Here is a 14,775-nt window from a genome sequence, read left to right as displayed (position 1 = left end):
CGATCAGCCACGCCCGGTCGAGCCGAAGCCACCCACGCCGCGGGCGGTGTCTGACAATGTGTCCACTTGGACATAGTCAGCTTGCACCACCGGGGCAATCACCGCCTGCGCAATGCGGTCGCCATGTCCGATCGTGAATGGCTCGGGACCAAGATTGATCAGGATCACCCCCAGCGGGCCGCGATAATCACTGTCGATTGTGCCGGGCGCATTCGCCAGCGTGATGCCGTGCTTCGCGGCAAGACCCGAACGTGGGCGGATTTGCATTTCATACCCTTTGGGGATTTCGACGCGTAATCCGGTTGGCACGATGCGCCGTTCCAACGGGGCAAGCGTCAAGCCGCTTTTGCGGTCCACATCCGGCAAATTGGCGCGCAGGTCGGCACCAGCAGAGCCGGACGTTTCATAAGTGGGAAGCGAAATCAATGGATCGGCATCGGTATCGCGCAATACCTTAATGATCGGCATCACGTATCGCCTCCAATCACATCAGCTATTCGGGCGGCGAGTTGACGCGCCACATCATCCTTGCCCATGCGCGGCCAATCTTCCGCCCCTTGATCGGAAATCAATGTCACCGCGTTTTCCGATCCGCCCATGATACCCGTTTCCGGGCTGACATCATTGGCGACAATCCAGTCACAGCCTTTGCGTTTGCGCTTGGCGGTGGCATGCGCAACCACATCATTGGTTTCAGCAGCAAAGCCGACTACCAGCTCGGGGCGGTCCTTCTTCATCTGACTGACAGTCGCCAGAATGTCGGGATTTTCGGCAAACTCCAATACCGGTAGACTTCCCGCCTGGTCCTTCTTGATCTTCTTATCCGAGGCCGAAGCGACACGCCAATCGGCAACGGCGGCTGCGAACACCGCGGCATCTGCGGGCAACGCGGCCTGCACGGCGTCCAGCATTTGCTGTGCGGTCTGCACCTTCGCGACCTTCACACCGTCAGGTGGCGGCACGTCGGCCGGGCCAGTGATAAAGGTCACATCCGCCCCCAGTGCCGACAGCGCACGCGCAAGCGCCGTGCCCTGCGCGCCTGAAGATCGGTTGGCGATATAGCGCACGGGGTCAATCGGTTCGTGCGTTGGGCCAGATGTCACGAGCACATGCTTGCCCTTCAGCGGCCCATCCGTCAGAGCGGTTTCGACGGCAGCCACAATCTCCAGCGGTTCAGACATGCGGCCGGGGCCGAATTCTCCGCAGGCCATGGCCCCATCGGTCGGGCCAACAAACAGGACGCCATCTTGCCTTAACGTGGTGACATTGCGTTGATTGGCCGGATGATCCCACATCCGCACGTTCATCGCTGGCGCAACCAGAACGCGCTTGTCGGTCGCCATCAAAAGGGTCGAGGCAAGATCATTGGCCAGCCCCCCCGCCATCTTGCCCAGCAAATCAGCGGTGGCCGGGGCCACCACCACCAGATCGGCAGAGCGGCTAAGTTCGATGTGCCCCATCTCGGACTCGTCGGTCAGATCGAACAGATCGGTATAGACCTTGCGGGCCGCCAGACCGGACGCCGACAAGGGCGTCACAAATTCCTGTCCTGCACGGGTCAGAACCGGAGTCACCTCGGCCCCGCGTTCACGCAGCCGTCGGATCAGGTCCAACGCCTTAAAGGCCGCGATCCCGCCGCCAATGATCAATAGGATGTGTTTGCCAGCCAGCATAGCAGCCCCCGGGTTAGGTTCATCAAACAGTTACGGGACCAGCGCGCATGGATCAATGGGCAGGGTTGGTGTCGATCACTTGAATGTCTCGCACGGATCGGGTCGGTCGACGCTGGGCGCGTCATAAACAAGGTCAAACGTACCCTCTGGCGCGTTTCCATCTTCTGCCTGACCGATGCTTTTCACAATAATATCCGTGTGGGCCTGTTGCAACGTAGCCGGAACACCCCAATCCGTGCGCGCATGTCCGTTACCGGTAATAACAACCACTGGCTTTCCAACGTGTTCAAGCGCATCTATCGCCACTTTCGCAAGCATTGCATCCCGCAGGCGCTGCACCTCGATCATCCCGCCTAGCGCGACACGTGGCATCGCCTCGCAATGGGCAAAGAACTGAAGGTCCAGCCGTTGTTCTTGTTGATCCCTGGGCAGCGGCTGATCCAGTCCAAACAACGCCACATCACCGTCGAAGTGAGCAGCCACACCCTCGGTATAGCTCGCCCGCGCCACATCACGCGGGACGGCAGCCCCGAAAATCTCGGCGTTCGATGCGGTGAAGATGGGCAAATACATCTCGTAATCAGGCCAGCCTGCCTCTTCCCACGCTTCGCTGAACCCCTGAACGTCTTTCGTTAGCACCGACACATGCTCTGGAGCCAGCATCTCCAGCACCAAACCCGCAGGTTGCAGTGCGGCGACAATCTGTGCCTGAACTTCGTGGTGGGCCGGGTTGTCATGAGTTTCCCCAATGATCACCACGTCCGCCGTGGCCAAAAGTGCCAAATCATCTGCACTTGGTCCAGCATCCATGGAATGTGCTGCCATCGGGACCAGCAGTGGAAAGAGAAAGGGATACAGTTTCATAGGGCAAGGCTATGTCTGGCAGCAGATCTCCTCAAGAGCTTTCGTCTTGGCGGACCCCGTGTCGCAGTGCTAGGCAAGCGCCATGACCGTCACGCTTCCTCCCCTTACGCTCGTTCTGGGCGGCGCTGCATCCGGCAAGTCGGATTATGCCGAACGGCTGGTTGCTGCGACCGCACGCCCAATGCTCTACATCGCGACCGCTCAGGCGCATGACGCCGAGATGGCAGCGAAGATCGCGCGTCATCAATCCCGGCGCGGCGCTGGCTGGCGCACGCTTGAGACTTCTCTGGATACCGCCCCCGCTCTCGACGCCGCAGACCAGACCGAGGTCGTCCTGTTTGACTGCGCAACCATGTGGCTATCCAACCATCTGTTCGCAGAGGCGCATCTGCCGGATGCTGAAACCCGATTGTTCGCCGCATTGTCCAACTGCGCGGCGCCCGTCGTCGTGGTATCAAATGAAGTTGGCGCTGGCATCGTGCCGGAAAACGCGCTGGCGCGACGGTTTCGACAATCGCAGGGTGAATTGAACCAACGACTTGCCCAACGCGCGGATCTAGTGGTCACTGTCATGGCTGGTTTGCCTTTGGTGCTGAAGGGCCGGTTGCCGAAGGGAGCACCATGACCACCCCGGTCAGTTGGTGGTGGGTGCGACACGGCCCAACGCACGCCAAATGTATGGTGGGTTGGCGCGATGTGCCCGCGGACTTGTCGGACACGGCCGCGATTGCCCGTCTGTCCGCATATTTACCAAGTCAAGCGACCGTTGTGTCTTCTGACCTGTTGCGCGCCGTTTCAACGGCAGATGCAGTGGCCGGCTCGCGCGTCCGTTTGCCTCATCAGCAATCCCTGCGTGAGTTCAATTTTGGTGATTGGGACGGATTACACTGGAACGAGGTCGCCACCTGCGATCCCACCCTGTCCCGTGCTTTTTGGGAAGACCCGGGCGTGCATCAAGCACCGAATGGAGAAAGCTGGAACCAACTCGCCACACGGGTCTCGGACACCGTCGACCTGATCAACACCAGCGGCCATCACCATGTCATTGCTGTCGCACATTTCGGCGTTATCCTGACCCAGATCGCCCGAGCAGGCGGCATGACGCCCTATGCCGCGCTGGGGCACAAGATCGACAATCTGTCGGTGACGCGGCTGGATTGGGACGGGCGGCTCTGGTCAGTTCATTCCATCAATCATCAGCCTTGATAGATCTGTTTGGCTTGCAGCCCAAGATGAGCAGTTAACCATTCGGTAACCACGACCCGATACGCTGCAATCTACTTAATGTGGGGTCGGTGATGGTCGCTCGGATAAACACGGTCGCATTCGAAGGGATCTGCGCCAGGCTGGTAGAGGTGCAATGCGCCCTGTCACCGGGATTGCCCAGTTTCTCGATCGTCGGTTTGCCGGACAAAGCGGTTTCCGAAGCTCGTGAACGGGTGCGCGCGGCGCTGTCGGCGATGTCAGTCGCCCTGCCCCCGCGCAAGATTGTCATCAACCTATCCCCCGCAGACATCCCGAAAGAAGGGTCTCATTTTGACCTTCCCATCGCGATGGCGCTGTTGGCCGAGGCGGGCATTCTGGCGCGCGAAGACATCGCCGATGTGGTCGCTCTTGGCGAACTGGCGCTGGACGGCACCCTGTTGCCTGTTGTCGGCGCCCTACCCGCCGCACTGGCCGCCGCCGAAAAGGATATGTCGATGTTCTGCCCAAAGGATTGCGGGGCTGAAGCGGCGTGGATCGGGGCGACCAAAGTGCACGCCGCAACGTCGCTTGCCGCCGTGTTGCAGCATTTCACGGGTCTGTCGCCATTGGATGTAGCAGAACCCGGCAAGGTCAGGACAGAGACAATCACCAAAGACCTACGCGATGTCAAAGGGCAGGAACGCGCCAAACGCGCACTGGAAATCGCCGCCGCCGGGCGCCACCACCTGTTGCTGGTTGGCCCGCCCGGTTCTGGCAAATCCATGCTGGCGGCGCGATTGCCGGGAATACTACCGCCCATGTCGCCCGCCGAGGCACTTGAAACCTCGATGATTCACTCGGTCTCAGGTTTGCTGGACGGGGGCGGCATCTCGCAAGATCGGCCGTATCGCGCACCGCATCATACGGCTTCGATGGCCGCCATTGTCGGTGGAGGACGCGGCGCAAAACCTGGCGAGATCAGCCTGGCCCATAATGGTGTCTTGTTTATGGATGAATTTCCCGAGTTCACCCGGCAAGTGTTGGAAACCCTTCGCCAACCTTTGGAAACCGGTGATGTCACCGTCGCGCGCGCGAATGCGCATGTACGCTATCCCAGTCGATTTCTGCTAATCGCAGCGGCCAACCCGTGTAAATGCGGGCACCTGACCGACCCCAATCGCGCCTGCAATCGAGCGCCTCTATGCGGCGAAGACTATATGCAGCGGATATCCGGGCCGTTGCTGGATCGGTTCGACATGCGGGTTGAGGTGCCGCCGGTCACGTTTCAGGATCTTGACCTGCCTGCAAATGGCGAACCGTCACAAGTGGTCGCCCAGCGGGTCACCAACGCCCGCGCCATTCAGACCGAGCGTTATGCCGGGTTAAGCGGAGTGACCACCAACGCAGACATCGAAGGAAAGACACTGACGGATTTTGCCAGCCCTAATCAGGAAGGGCGCGACACGCTTCTAAAAGCGTCCGAGCGGTTTGGCCTGTCTGCGCGCGGTTATCATCGGGTGTTGCGGGTCGCGCGCACCATCGCAGATCTGGCGGGCGCGTCGGAAATCTCTCGCAAACATGTGGCCGAGTCACTTAGCTTTCGCCTTGTATCCCATCGCGAAACTGTCGGGTGATGAAATCGGCCGCACGGCACAGCGCTTCACGCGCCTCGGGCAACCAGCCATCAAGTATCACCCACACATGCGGCGCATCCGGCCATTCGTCCAGCTCGACATGGCCGCCTGCCGTGCGAAAAACCTCGGCCATACGAAGGCTTTCATCACGCAGAATCTCAGTCGTTGAGAACTGAAAAAACGCTGGAGGAGGTGACTTGAAATCATGCAAAATGGGCGACGCGCGTTCGTCATCCGCCGCGATCGCACCCAGATAGTTCTCGACCACCAAATCGTGGCGTTCGGACGGCAACAGCGGATCGTTGTCTTTGTTGTCACAGAAAGACGGCGACATAAATCGCAAATCCACAATGGGTGAAAAGACAAACACGGCCCGAGGCGCTGGCATCCGCCCGTCGATCTGAGCAAGTAATGAGAAAGTCAGCCCACCGCCGGCACTGTCCCCGCCGATAATGATATTTCGCGGGGCATATCCATCCGCAATCAACGCTTCATAGGCCGCGATACAATCGTCAAGAGCAGCCGGGAAAGGGTATTCGGGTGCCTTTCGGTAATCCGGAACGCAGATTCGCAGGCCCGTCAGCCATGACAAGCGTGCTAACATCTTGCGATGAGTTTTTGGCGATCCAGCAACAAAGCCGCCGCCATGCAAATAAAGGATGACCTTATCATTCGGTGCAGAGTGCGAAGCCGGGCGGGTTTCGATCCACAGCGTTTCAAGTAGGCTGCCCAACTTTGCCTCGCGATACCACGCGAAGGGTGGAGCGCGAAACAGCCAGTCGGCCGCGAGCTCCAATTCGCGCCGAGCCAAGTTGATGTCACTCAGATGTCTCAGGCGAGTTTTGACAAGCAGACGTCCGAGAAACTTCGCCGTCGCAAGTTGCCAACTCACGCCCGGCGCGCCTCGATAGCCTGCCAGATCTTTTCGGCGATGTTCACACCGTCGAACCGTTCCAGCTCCTGAATACCGGTGGGTGAGGTCACGTTAATTTCGGTCAGATAATCGCCGATCACGTCGATACCGACGAATATCTGCCCTTTTTCGCACAAGAGAGGTCCAATTGCAGCGCAAATTTCCAGATCGCGGTCCGTCAGCCCAACCTTTTCAGGACGACCGCCCACATGCATGTTTGATCGGGTTTCACCGGCTGCAGGCACACGATTGATGGCGCCGACGGGTTCCCCATCCACCAGAATGATGCGCTTGTCGCCGTTTGAGACATCAGGCAAAAACTTTTGCGCAATCAAAGGCTCGCGATTGATGCCAACGAACAGTTCGTGCAGCGAAGCAAGGTTGCGGTCATTTACGTCCAACCGGAAAACGCCGGCCCCACCGTTACCGTAAAGTGGCTTTAGAATTATATCGCCATGTTCCGCTTTGAAGGATTTCAAAGTGGCAAAATCACGTGCGATCATCGTCGGTGGGGTCAGATCAGGGAAAGCTAACACCAGCAATTTTTCAGGATAGTTTCGCACCCAGAACGGATTGTTCACCACAAGCGTATCGGGATGGATCATATCCAGAATATGGGTGGTGGTGATATAGCCCATGTCAAACGGCGGATCTTGACGCAGCCAGACGACGTCAAAATCCTGAAGGTCGACATCCGTTTGCTCACCCAAAGTAAAGTGGTTGCCTTTCTCGCGACGTACGGTCAAAGGCCAACCTCGGGCGCAAACCTTTCCTTCCCGATAGCTCAGGTGATCAGGCGTATAGTAGAACAGCGAATGGCCCCGCGCTTGTGCCTCTTCCGCAATCCGAAACGTGCTGTCCGCGTCGATGTTAACATGATCGATCGGATCCATTTGAATGGCGACTTTCAGCGACATGGCGCACTCCTTATTCAGCTTCCCTTACATGGGACAGCCGGCGCCAATGCGCAATGGGCTTCAATAGGCCAATGCGTTCTCGATGATCTCGGTTGCACCTTGGGCATTTACCAAAGCCATGTCGAAACGGCAGGGCGTCATCTGGCCTTTTGGTTCATTTTCCAGATATTCGCAGGCCGTGGCATGAATGCGTTCTAGCTGTGCTGGTGTGATCCGCTGGGCTGCGCGCAGAAAGTCTCGGGATTTTTTAACTTCGACAAACACCACCGTTTCGCCATCTCGGGCGATCAGGTCAACTTCGCCATATTTGCCACGCCACCGACGCGCTTCAACGGGTTGCCCCCTGCGATCATAATCAGTCGCGATCGCATCCTCGGCTGCCCGACCGGACAGATAGGAGACAAGTCCGCTCATTCCTTGCGCCCAATCTCGAGCGCCGCCTGATAGACTTTGCGACGGGGCAGACCCAGTGCTTGTGACACCGCATTGACTGCATCTTTCATCGACATGTCCGCCATAGCTTTCACCAACAAATCCTCCATCTCCCCTTCATCTTGCACGTCACCGGCGCGATCCAGCACAAACACAACCTCGCCCTTGATGGGTTTTTCGTCCAGCCAATCAGCCAGTTCGGCAACCGTACCGCGCTTCACCTCTTCAAACTTCTTGGTCAGTTCGCGGCACACGGCAGCCTGACGTGTATCAGCCCCAGAAGAGCACAATTCCTCTAACAATTTCTGAATACGTTTGGCGCTTTCAAAAAAAACAAGTGTTGCAGGCAGGGGCAGCAATTCAGCCAGCCACGTTGCGCGTGCACCTTTTGCGGCGGGCGGAAACCCGGCAAACAGAAACCTATCGGTAGGAAGACCAGACAGGCTCAACGCGGCAAGCGTAGCAGAAGCTCCCGGCAGAGCCGTCACATAGTGACCACCCTCGGCCAGATTCCGCGCGAGCGCATAACCCGGATCAGCGATCAGGGGGCTGCCCGCTTCGCTGGCATATGCGACGGATTTTCCGGCGGCAATCAGCTTCACAATGCCCGCCCGTGCGGCACCGCCTGAATGGTCGTGATAGGGAATGAGCTTGCGCCCATTCAATGCAATCCCATGAATATCCATCAGCTTGCGCGTCGTGCGGGTGTCTTCCGCCGCGATCACATCAGCGGACGCCAGAACGTCCAGCGCCCTGAGCGTGATGTCACGCGCGTTACCGATGGGCGTCGCCAAAAGATAGAGGCCCGGATCAAGCTGGGTGTTTTGGGGTTTCACACTGGACCTGTCAATTGTTGAGTCTATGATACGTCCGTCTGCATCGGCCGTTCGGTGCCGTGTCTGGGAAAGGATTTTAGTATGTTCTCTGTTTTCGTCCGCACCCGCAAGGCGATCGGTCTGCTATTTGCCACATTAGGATTATCCGCACTTTCAGCATGTGGCGTTCAAGGTCCGCAGGTCGGTCAGAACATAAACCCCGGAAAACCTGTCCCTGTAGCCCTATTGGTGCCCGGAGGATCAGGTTCGGCGAATGACGCAAACCTTGCCGCGTCACTTGAAAACGCAGCGCGTATGGCGATGTCGGAACTGTCAGGGGTCGAGATCGACCTGCGGGTTTACAATACCGGCGGCAGTCCGAATCAAGCGGGCGCGATGGCGACCAAAGCGGTGAATGACGGTGCGAAAATCATTCTGGGACCTGTCTTTGCCCAAAGCGCGAACGCGGCCGGCGTTGCTGTGGCGCGCCGCAATGTGAATGTGCTGAGCTTCTCGAACAACACGGGAATTGCAGGAGGCAACGTCTTCGTACTGGGTAATACGTTTGAAAACGTGGCCAACCGTCTTGTTCGCTATGCCGCGCGTAGTGGCAAAGGCCGCATCATGGTTTTGCACGGAAATGATCAGGCCGAAGTGCAGGGCAGTAATGCCATCCGCGCCGCAATTGCGAATTCAAGCGCGACACTTGCAGGCACCGCATCATTCGAACTATCGCAAAATGGTATCATCAATGCGATGCCTGCGATCAGTTCCAAGGTGAAAAGCTCGGGCGCACAGTCAGTGTTCTTTACATCCGGCACTTCAGGCGCGCTGCCGTTCCTAGCTGGTCTTCTTCCCGAAAACGGCGTCAGCCCGGCAACCACCCAGTTTATTGGTTTGCAACGCTGGGATATCCCATCTAACGCGTTGGCCTTGCCCGGCGTTCAGGGCGGTTGGTTTGCCCTGCCCGACCCCGGTTTGTCCAGCCGTTTCGCCAGCCGCTATCAGGCGCGTTTTGGCGCAGCACCCCACCCAATTGCCGGTCTTGCGTATGACGGCATAGCGGCCATCGGTGCGCTTGCCAAATCCGGCCGCGCAAACGCGCTTACCTCGACCGCATTGACCCAGTCGCAGGGCTTTGTGGGGGTCAACGGCATCTTCCGTCTTCGTCCAAACGGCACGAACGAGCGCGGACTGGCCGTCGCTCAGATCCGGAACAATCAGGTCGTCGTGATCGACCCAGCACCCAGAAGCTTTGGCGGTGCCGGGTTCTGAGCCAAGCCGGGACGTTTCCCCCCCGGTCTCTGATCTGATTTGCCCAGAACGCGACATCTTTGATGGTGCGGCGTTATGGGACAAGTTGCGGCCGGTGTTCGACGACGGACCTGATGCGGCAACGGTGCGGAATGCCACCGTATCGCTGTTGCGTAACGCAATGAAGGCGGGTCGCACAGCGATTGCCGACGCGCTTGCCGAACACCCTTTGACCGCCTATCCGGCCATTGCGTCCTATGCCTTTCTGACGGATGGGATAGTCTCGTTTATATATCGGGTGGCAGTTGAAAAATTGCATCCTTTAGCCAATCCCACTGCGTCCGAACGCATTGCCCTGCTGGCAGTGGGTGGGTATGGACGGGCAGAAATGGCACCCCAATCAGATGTCGATCTGCTGTTCCTGACACCCTACAAGATCACCCCATGGGCCGAGAGCGTAATCGAAAGCATGTTGTATATGCTGTGGGATTTGCGGTTGAAAGTCGGTCATGCGTCACGAACGATCGACGATTGCCTGCGTCTTGGCGAAGAGGATTTCACCATCCGCACTGCGTTGCTGGAAAAACGTCACATCTGCGGCGATGCTAAACTTGCCAAAGAGCTTTCCGATCTGCTCTGGAACAAGCTGTTCAAGCACACTCTTGCTGAATTCATCGAAGCCAAACTGGCCGAACGCGATGCCCGACACGAAAAACAGGGTGATCAGCGGTTCATGGTCGAACCCAACGTGAAGGAGGGCAAAGGCGGCCTGCGCGATCTGCAAACCTTGTTTTGGGTCGCGAAATACCAACACCGGGTCAAAAAACCCGAAGATCTTGTCTCGAAGGGCGTATTTACGGAGGAAGAATACGAAACCTTCCGCAACGCCGAAGAATTTCTTTGGGCTGTGCGATGCCAGATGCATCTTGTGACCAATCGACCATCGGACCAGCTGACCTTTGATCTTCAGGTCGAAGTAGCGGATCGACTGGGGTTCAAGGACACCGAAGGGCGGCGTGGGGTTGAACATTTCATGCAGGCGTATTTCCGGCATGCCACCCAAGTGGGTGACCTGACGCGCATCGTTCTGAGCGCGTTGGAAGCGGCGCAATTGAAAGAGGCCCCCACACTTCTGCGGCTGTTCAAACGACGCAAACGCCTGAAGGCGGGATACCGCGAGAAACATGGCCGTCTTGATGTGGTCAGTGGCACGGCCTTTTTATCGGATAAGCTGAATTTGCTTCGCCTGTTCGAGGAAGGTTTGCGCACCGGCATGTTGATCCACCCGGATGCCATGCGACTTGTGTCGGCCAATCTGGATCTGATTGACGATGGTATGCGCAACGATAAAGAGGCAAATCGGATCTTTCTTGATCTCTTATTGAAGCACGGCAACCCAGAACGTGCGCTGCGTCGGATGAACGAGGTCGGCGTGTTGGCGGCGTTCATTCCCGAATTTGAACCGATTGTCGCGATGATGCAGTTCAATATGTATCACTCCTATACGGTGGATGAGCACACGATTCAGGTGATATCGAATTTTGCCCAGATCGAGCGGCGCGAGTTAGGGGCAGAACTGCCGATCTCGACCGAGATTCTGGACAGGGGGGTCAATCGCAAGGTGCTGATCGTGGCAATGCTGCTGCATGATATCGGCAAGGGGCGACCACAGGATCATTCCATACTTGGTGCAAAGATCGCCCGCCGCGTCGCCCCGCGGCTGGGGTTGAACGCCAAAGACACCGCGACGGTTGAATGGCTGGTGCGGTATCACCTGCTTATGTCTGATATGGCGCAAAAACGCGACATCGCCGACCCACGCACAGTTCGGGATTTCGCCAAGGCTGTGAAAACCATGCGGCGGCTGGAACTTCTAACCGTACTGACCGTCTGCGACATTCGCGGAGTAGGCCCGACCACGTGGAACAACTGGAAAGCCACGCTGATCCGCACGCTCTACAACCAAACACAGCGCGCCCTTGAAGACGGGATGGAGGACCTGAACCGCGCCACGCGTGGCACCGAGGCCAAGCGCGCCCTGCGTCAGGAACTATCAGACTGGTCGAATAAAGACCTGCGCGCCGAAACAGCCCGCCATTACGACAGCTACTGGCAAGGGCTGCATGTCACTGCACACAAGGTTTTTGCCAAGCTTTTGCGCGACATCAAGGATGACGAGGTTCGGATCGACATCTACGAGGATGAAGAACGCGACGTGACCCGCGTCTATTTCGCGTTGGCGGATCATCCGGGCATCTTTTCGCGTATTGCAGGCGCGTTGACGGCTGTTCGCGCAAATATCGTTGATGCTCGGACCTATACTTCGAAGGACGGGTACGCGACGGCTTGCTTCTGGGTGCAGGATTCTGACGGGCACCCATTTGACGTGGCGCGCAAGGAACGCATAGAAAAGATGCTTCATCGCCTGTTGAAGGGCGAGGTCATCGCGTCCGAGGCCAACGCCAACAGCGACAAGCTGAAAAAGCGCGAGCGGGTGTTCAAAGTGCCCACGCATATCACCTTCGACAATGATGGGTCCGAGATTTACACGATCATTGAGGTCGATACGCGGGATCGCCCCGGCCTGCTGCATGACCTGACACGGACATTGGCAAGTGCGAATATCTATATTGCGTCAGCCGTGATCGCGACGTATGGCGAACAGGTCGTGGACTCGTTCTACGTCAAGGACATGTTTGGACTAAAGATCATGGCCGAGCACAAGAAGCTGCAACTTGAAGCCAAGTTGCGGCAAGCAATCGAACAAACGGCCGAAAGGGCAACGGCGTAATGGCTTCCAGACTGGCGCGTGGCTTCATGACCGTGGGCGGCTGGACGATGGCCAGCCGTATCCTTGGTTTTGTGCGTGACATCATGATCGGCGCGTTTTTGGGATCATCGGCAGTCGCCGAGGCGTTCCTGATCGCGTTTTCCCTGCCCAACATGTTCCGCCGGTTCTTTGCCGAAGGTACGTTGAACGTGGCCTTCGTGCCGATGTTTGCCAAAAAGCACGAGGGCGGCGAAGGGGCGAAGGAGTTCGCGCGTGACGCGATGTCGGGGTTGGCCTTCATCTTGGTGATCTTTACCATCCTTGCTCAGATCTTCATGCCTGCGCTGGTCTATGCAATGGCGTCGGGGTTTGCTGAGGACAACCGGTTTGACTTGGCCGTCACCTATGGACGCATTGCGTTTCCCTATATCCTGTTCATCTCGATGGCAGCCTTGTTATCCGGCGTCCTGAACGCGACAGGACGATTCATGGCGGCGGCGGCGGCCCCTGTCCTTCTGAACGTTATCTTCATAGCGGCGATGTTTGTTGCTGACAGTCTGGGTTGTGACATCGGTAGCGCCTTGGCTTGGACCGTGCCTGTCGCCGGAATCGCGCAAGTGGTTCTGGTCTGGGTGGCGGCAAGCCGTGCGGGCTATCGTCTTGTGCCGCGCATGCCACATATGACGCCCGAACTGAAGCGCCTGTTTATCATCGCAGCACCGGCCGCCCTTGCCGGTGGCGTGACGCAGATCAACCTTCTGGTGGGCCGTCAGGTTGCCAGCTTTTTCGACGGAGCAGTGGCATGGCTTTACTACGCCGACCGTCTCTATCAACTGCCATTGGGCGTCGTGGGTATTGCCATCGGGATCGTTCTGTTGCCAGAGCTTTCGCGTAACCTACGATCCGGTGACAATCTTGCCGGGCGCAATGCCATGAGCCGCGCGGGCGAGCTGTCTCTGGCGCTGACTTTTCCGGCGGCGGTTGCGTTAATGGTGGTTCCGACCCAGTTGATCGAAGTTCTGTTTCAACGCGGCGCGTTCACATCCGATGACACTGCATCGACCGCCTTGGCAACTGCGATTTATGGGGCAGGGTTGCCAGCATTCGTGCTGCAGAAAGTTCTCGCCTCGGTCTATTTCGCCCGAGAAAACACCCGCACGCCGTTCCACTTCGCTATTGTGGGAATGGTCGTCAATCTGCTGGTCGCCGTCGGGCTAAGCTATTGGATCGGCTTCATTGCCGCCGCCATTGGCACAACGGTTGCCGGTTGGACAATCACCGGTCTGACATGGATTGGCGCGGCGCGCATGGGCGAGGATACACGGTTCGATGCACGGTTCTGGCGCCGCTTCTGGCGATTGGCCGCAGCCAGTTGGGCCATGGGTGCCGTTCTGTGGATTCTGGTGCTTGTCATGGGGCCCATGTTCGGCATTCCGGGATTGAAAATCGTGGCGCTCGTTATTTTGGTGGTCGGCGGGATCGTCACCTATGGCGTCTTGGGCCAATTGTTCGGCGCCTTCCGCATGTCCGAGATCAAGGACGCACTGCGCCGGGGTTGATATCCGCTATCGCTTGCGCAGCCGTGCCAGAACGTTTGACCAGCCACCAGGGCTGACCAGAAACGACAGGCCGAACCCCGCCGCGAACCCGGCGATTTCGGACACCCAGTTCAGACCTGCCCCGAACAGCAACCCAAAGATCAACTGCAATCCCATCAGGAACGCGATAATACGGAAGGCCGACAGCTGGTTGCCGCCTGTTGCTGCAAGATTGCTCCACAAAAGGAACGTGTATGCCCCGATCAGGCCATAGACCGACGGAAACCCACCAAACAGGATGACCGGTGTGTCCCACACCACCCAATACGCCAACGCCCCGCCAATCGACGCTCCGAAATACACAACCAGAAAGGCAAGAGGCGAAAACACCTCGCCCACCATTTTGCCCAGCGCCAGCAGAAAAACCAGCACGAACAGAAGGTGGGTGAAGCTAAGGTGCAGGAACGGATAGGTGAAGAAGCGCGCAAGCTCGCGAAGTGGGAAGCTGCCGGTTTCGACCATTTTCGAGAACAAGGGTTCGTAAAACCCCCATTCCTCGATCATAGATATGCGCCAGCCTGCGGCTTCGGGTCCACCGATGAAGCCCCGACTGCCCGCAGCAAACACAAGTTCAATGCCGATCAGGAACACGGCCAGCGCAATCACCACCGGCGGCAACGGGTTTACGGGGCTTTCTTCGCGATAACTGCTCATAACTGGCTCTCCTTGGCCACTTCCATACGGGCCTTTCTTGACGGCCTTTGTCCACATGGGTAAGCG

General features: G+C 57.9%; 14 protein-coding genes. 6 read left to right on the top strand and 8 right to left on the bottom strand.

Annotation, left to right across the window (positions count from 1 at the left end; all coding sequences use genetic code 11):
• Nucleotides 1-3: 3 nt before the first annotated feature.
• The 3 genes from dut to MWU51_RS01045 all read right to left on the bottom strand — a co-directional run bounded on the left by dut (nucleotide 4) and on the right by MWU51_RS01045 (nucleotide 2,537).
• A complete protein-coding gene (dut, locus tag MWU51_RS01055; protein ID WP_247033294.1) occupies nucleotides 4-471 on the bottom strand; it encodes a dUTP diphosphatase in 468 nt (155 codons plus the stop codon).
• Entirely contained in the window at nucleotides 468-1,673 is a 1,206-nt protein-coding gene (gene coaBC / locus MWU51_RS01050; protein WP_247033286.1) for a bifunctional phosphopantothenoylcysteine decarboxylase/phosphopantothenate--cysteine ligase CoaBC, read from the bottom strand. The genes dut and coaBC overlap by 4 nt, the downstream gene beginning before the upstream one ends.
• A 75-nt stretch (nucleotides 1,674-1,748) precedes the next feature.
• Nucleotides 1,749-2,537: a ChaN family lipoprotein gene (locus MWU51_RS01045; RefSeq protein WP_247033278.1), complete on the bottom strand. Its 789-nt coding sequence runs from the start codon at nucleotides 2,535-2,537 to the stop codon at nucleotides 1,749-1,751.
• 82 nt (nucleotides 2,538-2,619) lie between these two features.
• Here MWU51_RS01045 and cobU point away from each other — a divergent pair, with 82 nt between their 5' ends.
• From cobU to MWU51_RS01030, 3 genes are all read left to right on the top strand, one after another.
• Nucleotides 2,620-3,162: a bifunctional adenosylcobinamide kinase/adenosylcobinamide-phosphate guanylyltransferase gene (gene cobU / locus MWU51_RS01040; RefSeq protein WP_247033276.1), complete on the top strand. Its 543-nt coding sequence runs from the start codon at nucleotides 2,620-2,622 to the stop codon at nucleotides 3,160-3,162.
• Complete coding sequence (locus MWU51_RS01035; RefSeq protein WP_247033272.1) at nucleotides 3,159-3,743, top strand: histidine phosphatase family protein; 585 nt, start codon at nucleotides 3,159-3,161, stop codon at nucleotides 3,741-3,743. Before cobU ends, MWU51_RS01035 begins: the two co-directional genes overlap by 4 nt.
• Before the next feature lie 92 nt (nucleotides 3,744-3,835).
• On the top strand, nucleotides 3,836-5,356 hold the full coding sequence (locus MWU51_RS01030; protein WP_247033263.1) for a YifB family Mg chelatase-like AAA ATPase: 1,521 nt from the start codon (nucleotides 3,836-3,838) through the stop codon (nucleotides 5,354-5,356).
• Here MWU51_RS01030 and MWU51_RS01025 read toward each other — a convergent pair.
• From MWU51_RS01025 to rsmI, 4 genes are read right to left on the bottom strand one after another with little or no spacing between them, the layout of a single operon-like run.
• Nucleotides 5,316-6,248 carry an alpha/beta hydrolase gene (locus tag MWU51_RS01025; protein WP_247033261.1) on the bottom strand — a complete coding sequence of 311 codons (933 nt, stop codon included), beginning with the start codon at nucleotides 6,246-6,248 and terminating at the stop codon, nucleotides 5,316-5,318. The two genes, MWU51_RS01030 and MWU51_RS01025, sit on opposite strands and share 41 nt — an antisense overlap.
• Nucleotides 6,245-7,186 carry a glutathione synthase gene (gene gshB, locus MWU51_RS01020; RefSeq protein ID WP_247033260.1) on the bottom strand — a complete coding sequence of 314 codons (942 nt, stop codon included), beginning with the start codon at nucleotides 7,184-7,186 and terminating at the stop codon, nucleotides 6,245-6,247. Before gshB ends, MWU51_RS01025 begins: the two co-directional genes overlap by 4 nt.
• 60 nt (nucleotides 7,187-7,246) lie before the next feature.
• A complete protein-coding gene (locus MWU51_RS01015; RefSeq protein WP_247033258.1) occupies nucleotides 7,247-7,600 on the bottom strand; it encodes a YraN family protein in 354 nt (117 codons plus the stop codon).
• Nucleotides 7,597-8,454: a 16S rRNA (cytidine(1402)-2'-O)-methyltransferase gene (rsmI, locus tag MWU51_RS01010; protein ID WP_247033256.1), complete on the bottom strand. Its 858-nt coding sequence runs from the start codon at nucleotides 8,452-8,454 to the stop codon at nucleotides 7,597-7,599. The genes MWU51_RS01015 and rsmI overlap by 4 nt, the downstream gene beginning before the upstream one ends.
• An 81-nt stretch (nucleotides 8,455-8,535) precedes the next feature.
• On the opposite strand from rsmI, the gene MWU51_RS01005 reads away from it, so the two are divergent.
• The 3 genes from MWU51_RS01005 to murJ are packed head-to-tail and all read left to right on the top strand — an operon-like array spanning nucleotide 8,536 to nucleotide 14,016.
• Complete coding sequence (locus MWU51_RS01005) at nucleotides 8,536-9,708, top strand: penicillin-binding protein activator (RefSeq protein ID WP_247033241.1); 1,173 nt, start codon at nucleotides 8,536-8,538, stop codon at nucleotides 9,706-9,708.
• Complete coding sequence (locus MWU51_RS01000; protein WP_247033239.1) at nucleotides 9,689-12,478, top strand: [protein-PII] uridylyltransferase; 2,790 nt, start codon at nucleotides 9,689-9,691, stop codon at nucleotides 12,476-12,478. Before MWU51_RS01005 ends, MWU51_RS01000 begins: the two co-directional genes overlap by 20 nt.
• A complete protein-coding gene (murJ, locus tag MWU51_RS00995) occupies nucleotides 12,478-14,016 on the top strand; it encodes a murein biosynthesis integral membrane protein MurJ (protein WP_247033237.1) in 1,539 nt (512 codons plus the stop codon). The genes MWU51_RS01000 and murJ overlap by 1 nt, the downstream gene beginning before the upstream one ends.
• A gap of 6 nt (nucleotides 14,017-14,022) precedes the next feature.
• Here the strand turns inward: murJ and MWU51_RS00990 are convergent, their stop codons facing one another.
• On the bottom strand, nucleotides 14,023-14,709 hold the full coding sequence (locus MWU51_RS00990; protein ID WP_247033235.1) for a rhomboid family intramembrane serine protease: 687 nt from the start codon (nucleotides 14,707-14,709) through the stop codon (nucleotides 14,023-14,025).
• Nucleotides 14,710-14,775 lie beyond the last annotated feature (66 nt).

The sequence above is a fragment of the Aliiroseovarius sp. F47248L genome (assembly GCF_023016085.1).
Taxonomy (GTDB): Bacteria; Pseudomonadota; Alphaproteobacteria; order Rhodobacterales; family Rhodobacteraceae; genus Aliiroseovarius.
The sequence above is the reverse complement of the archived record's forward strand: the minus strand, read 5'-3'. Positions and strand labels throughout refer to the sequence as shown.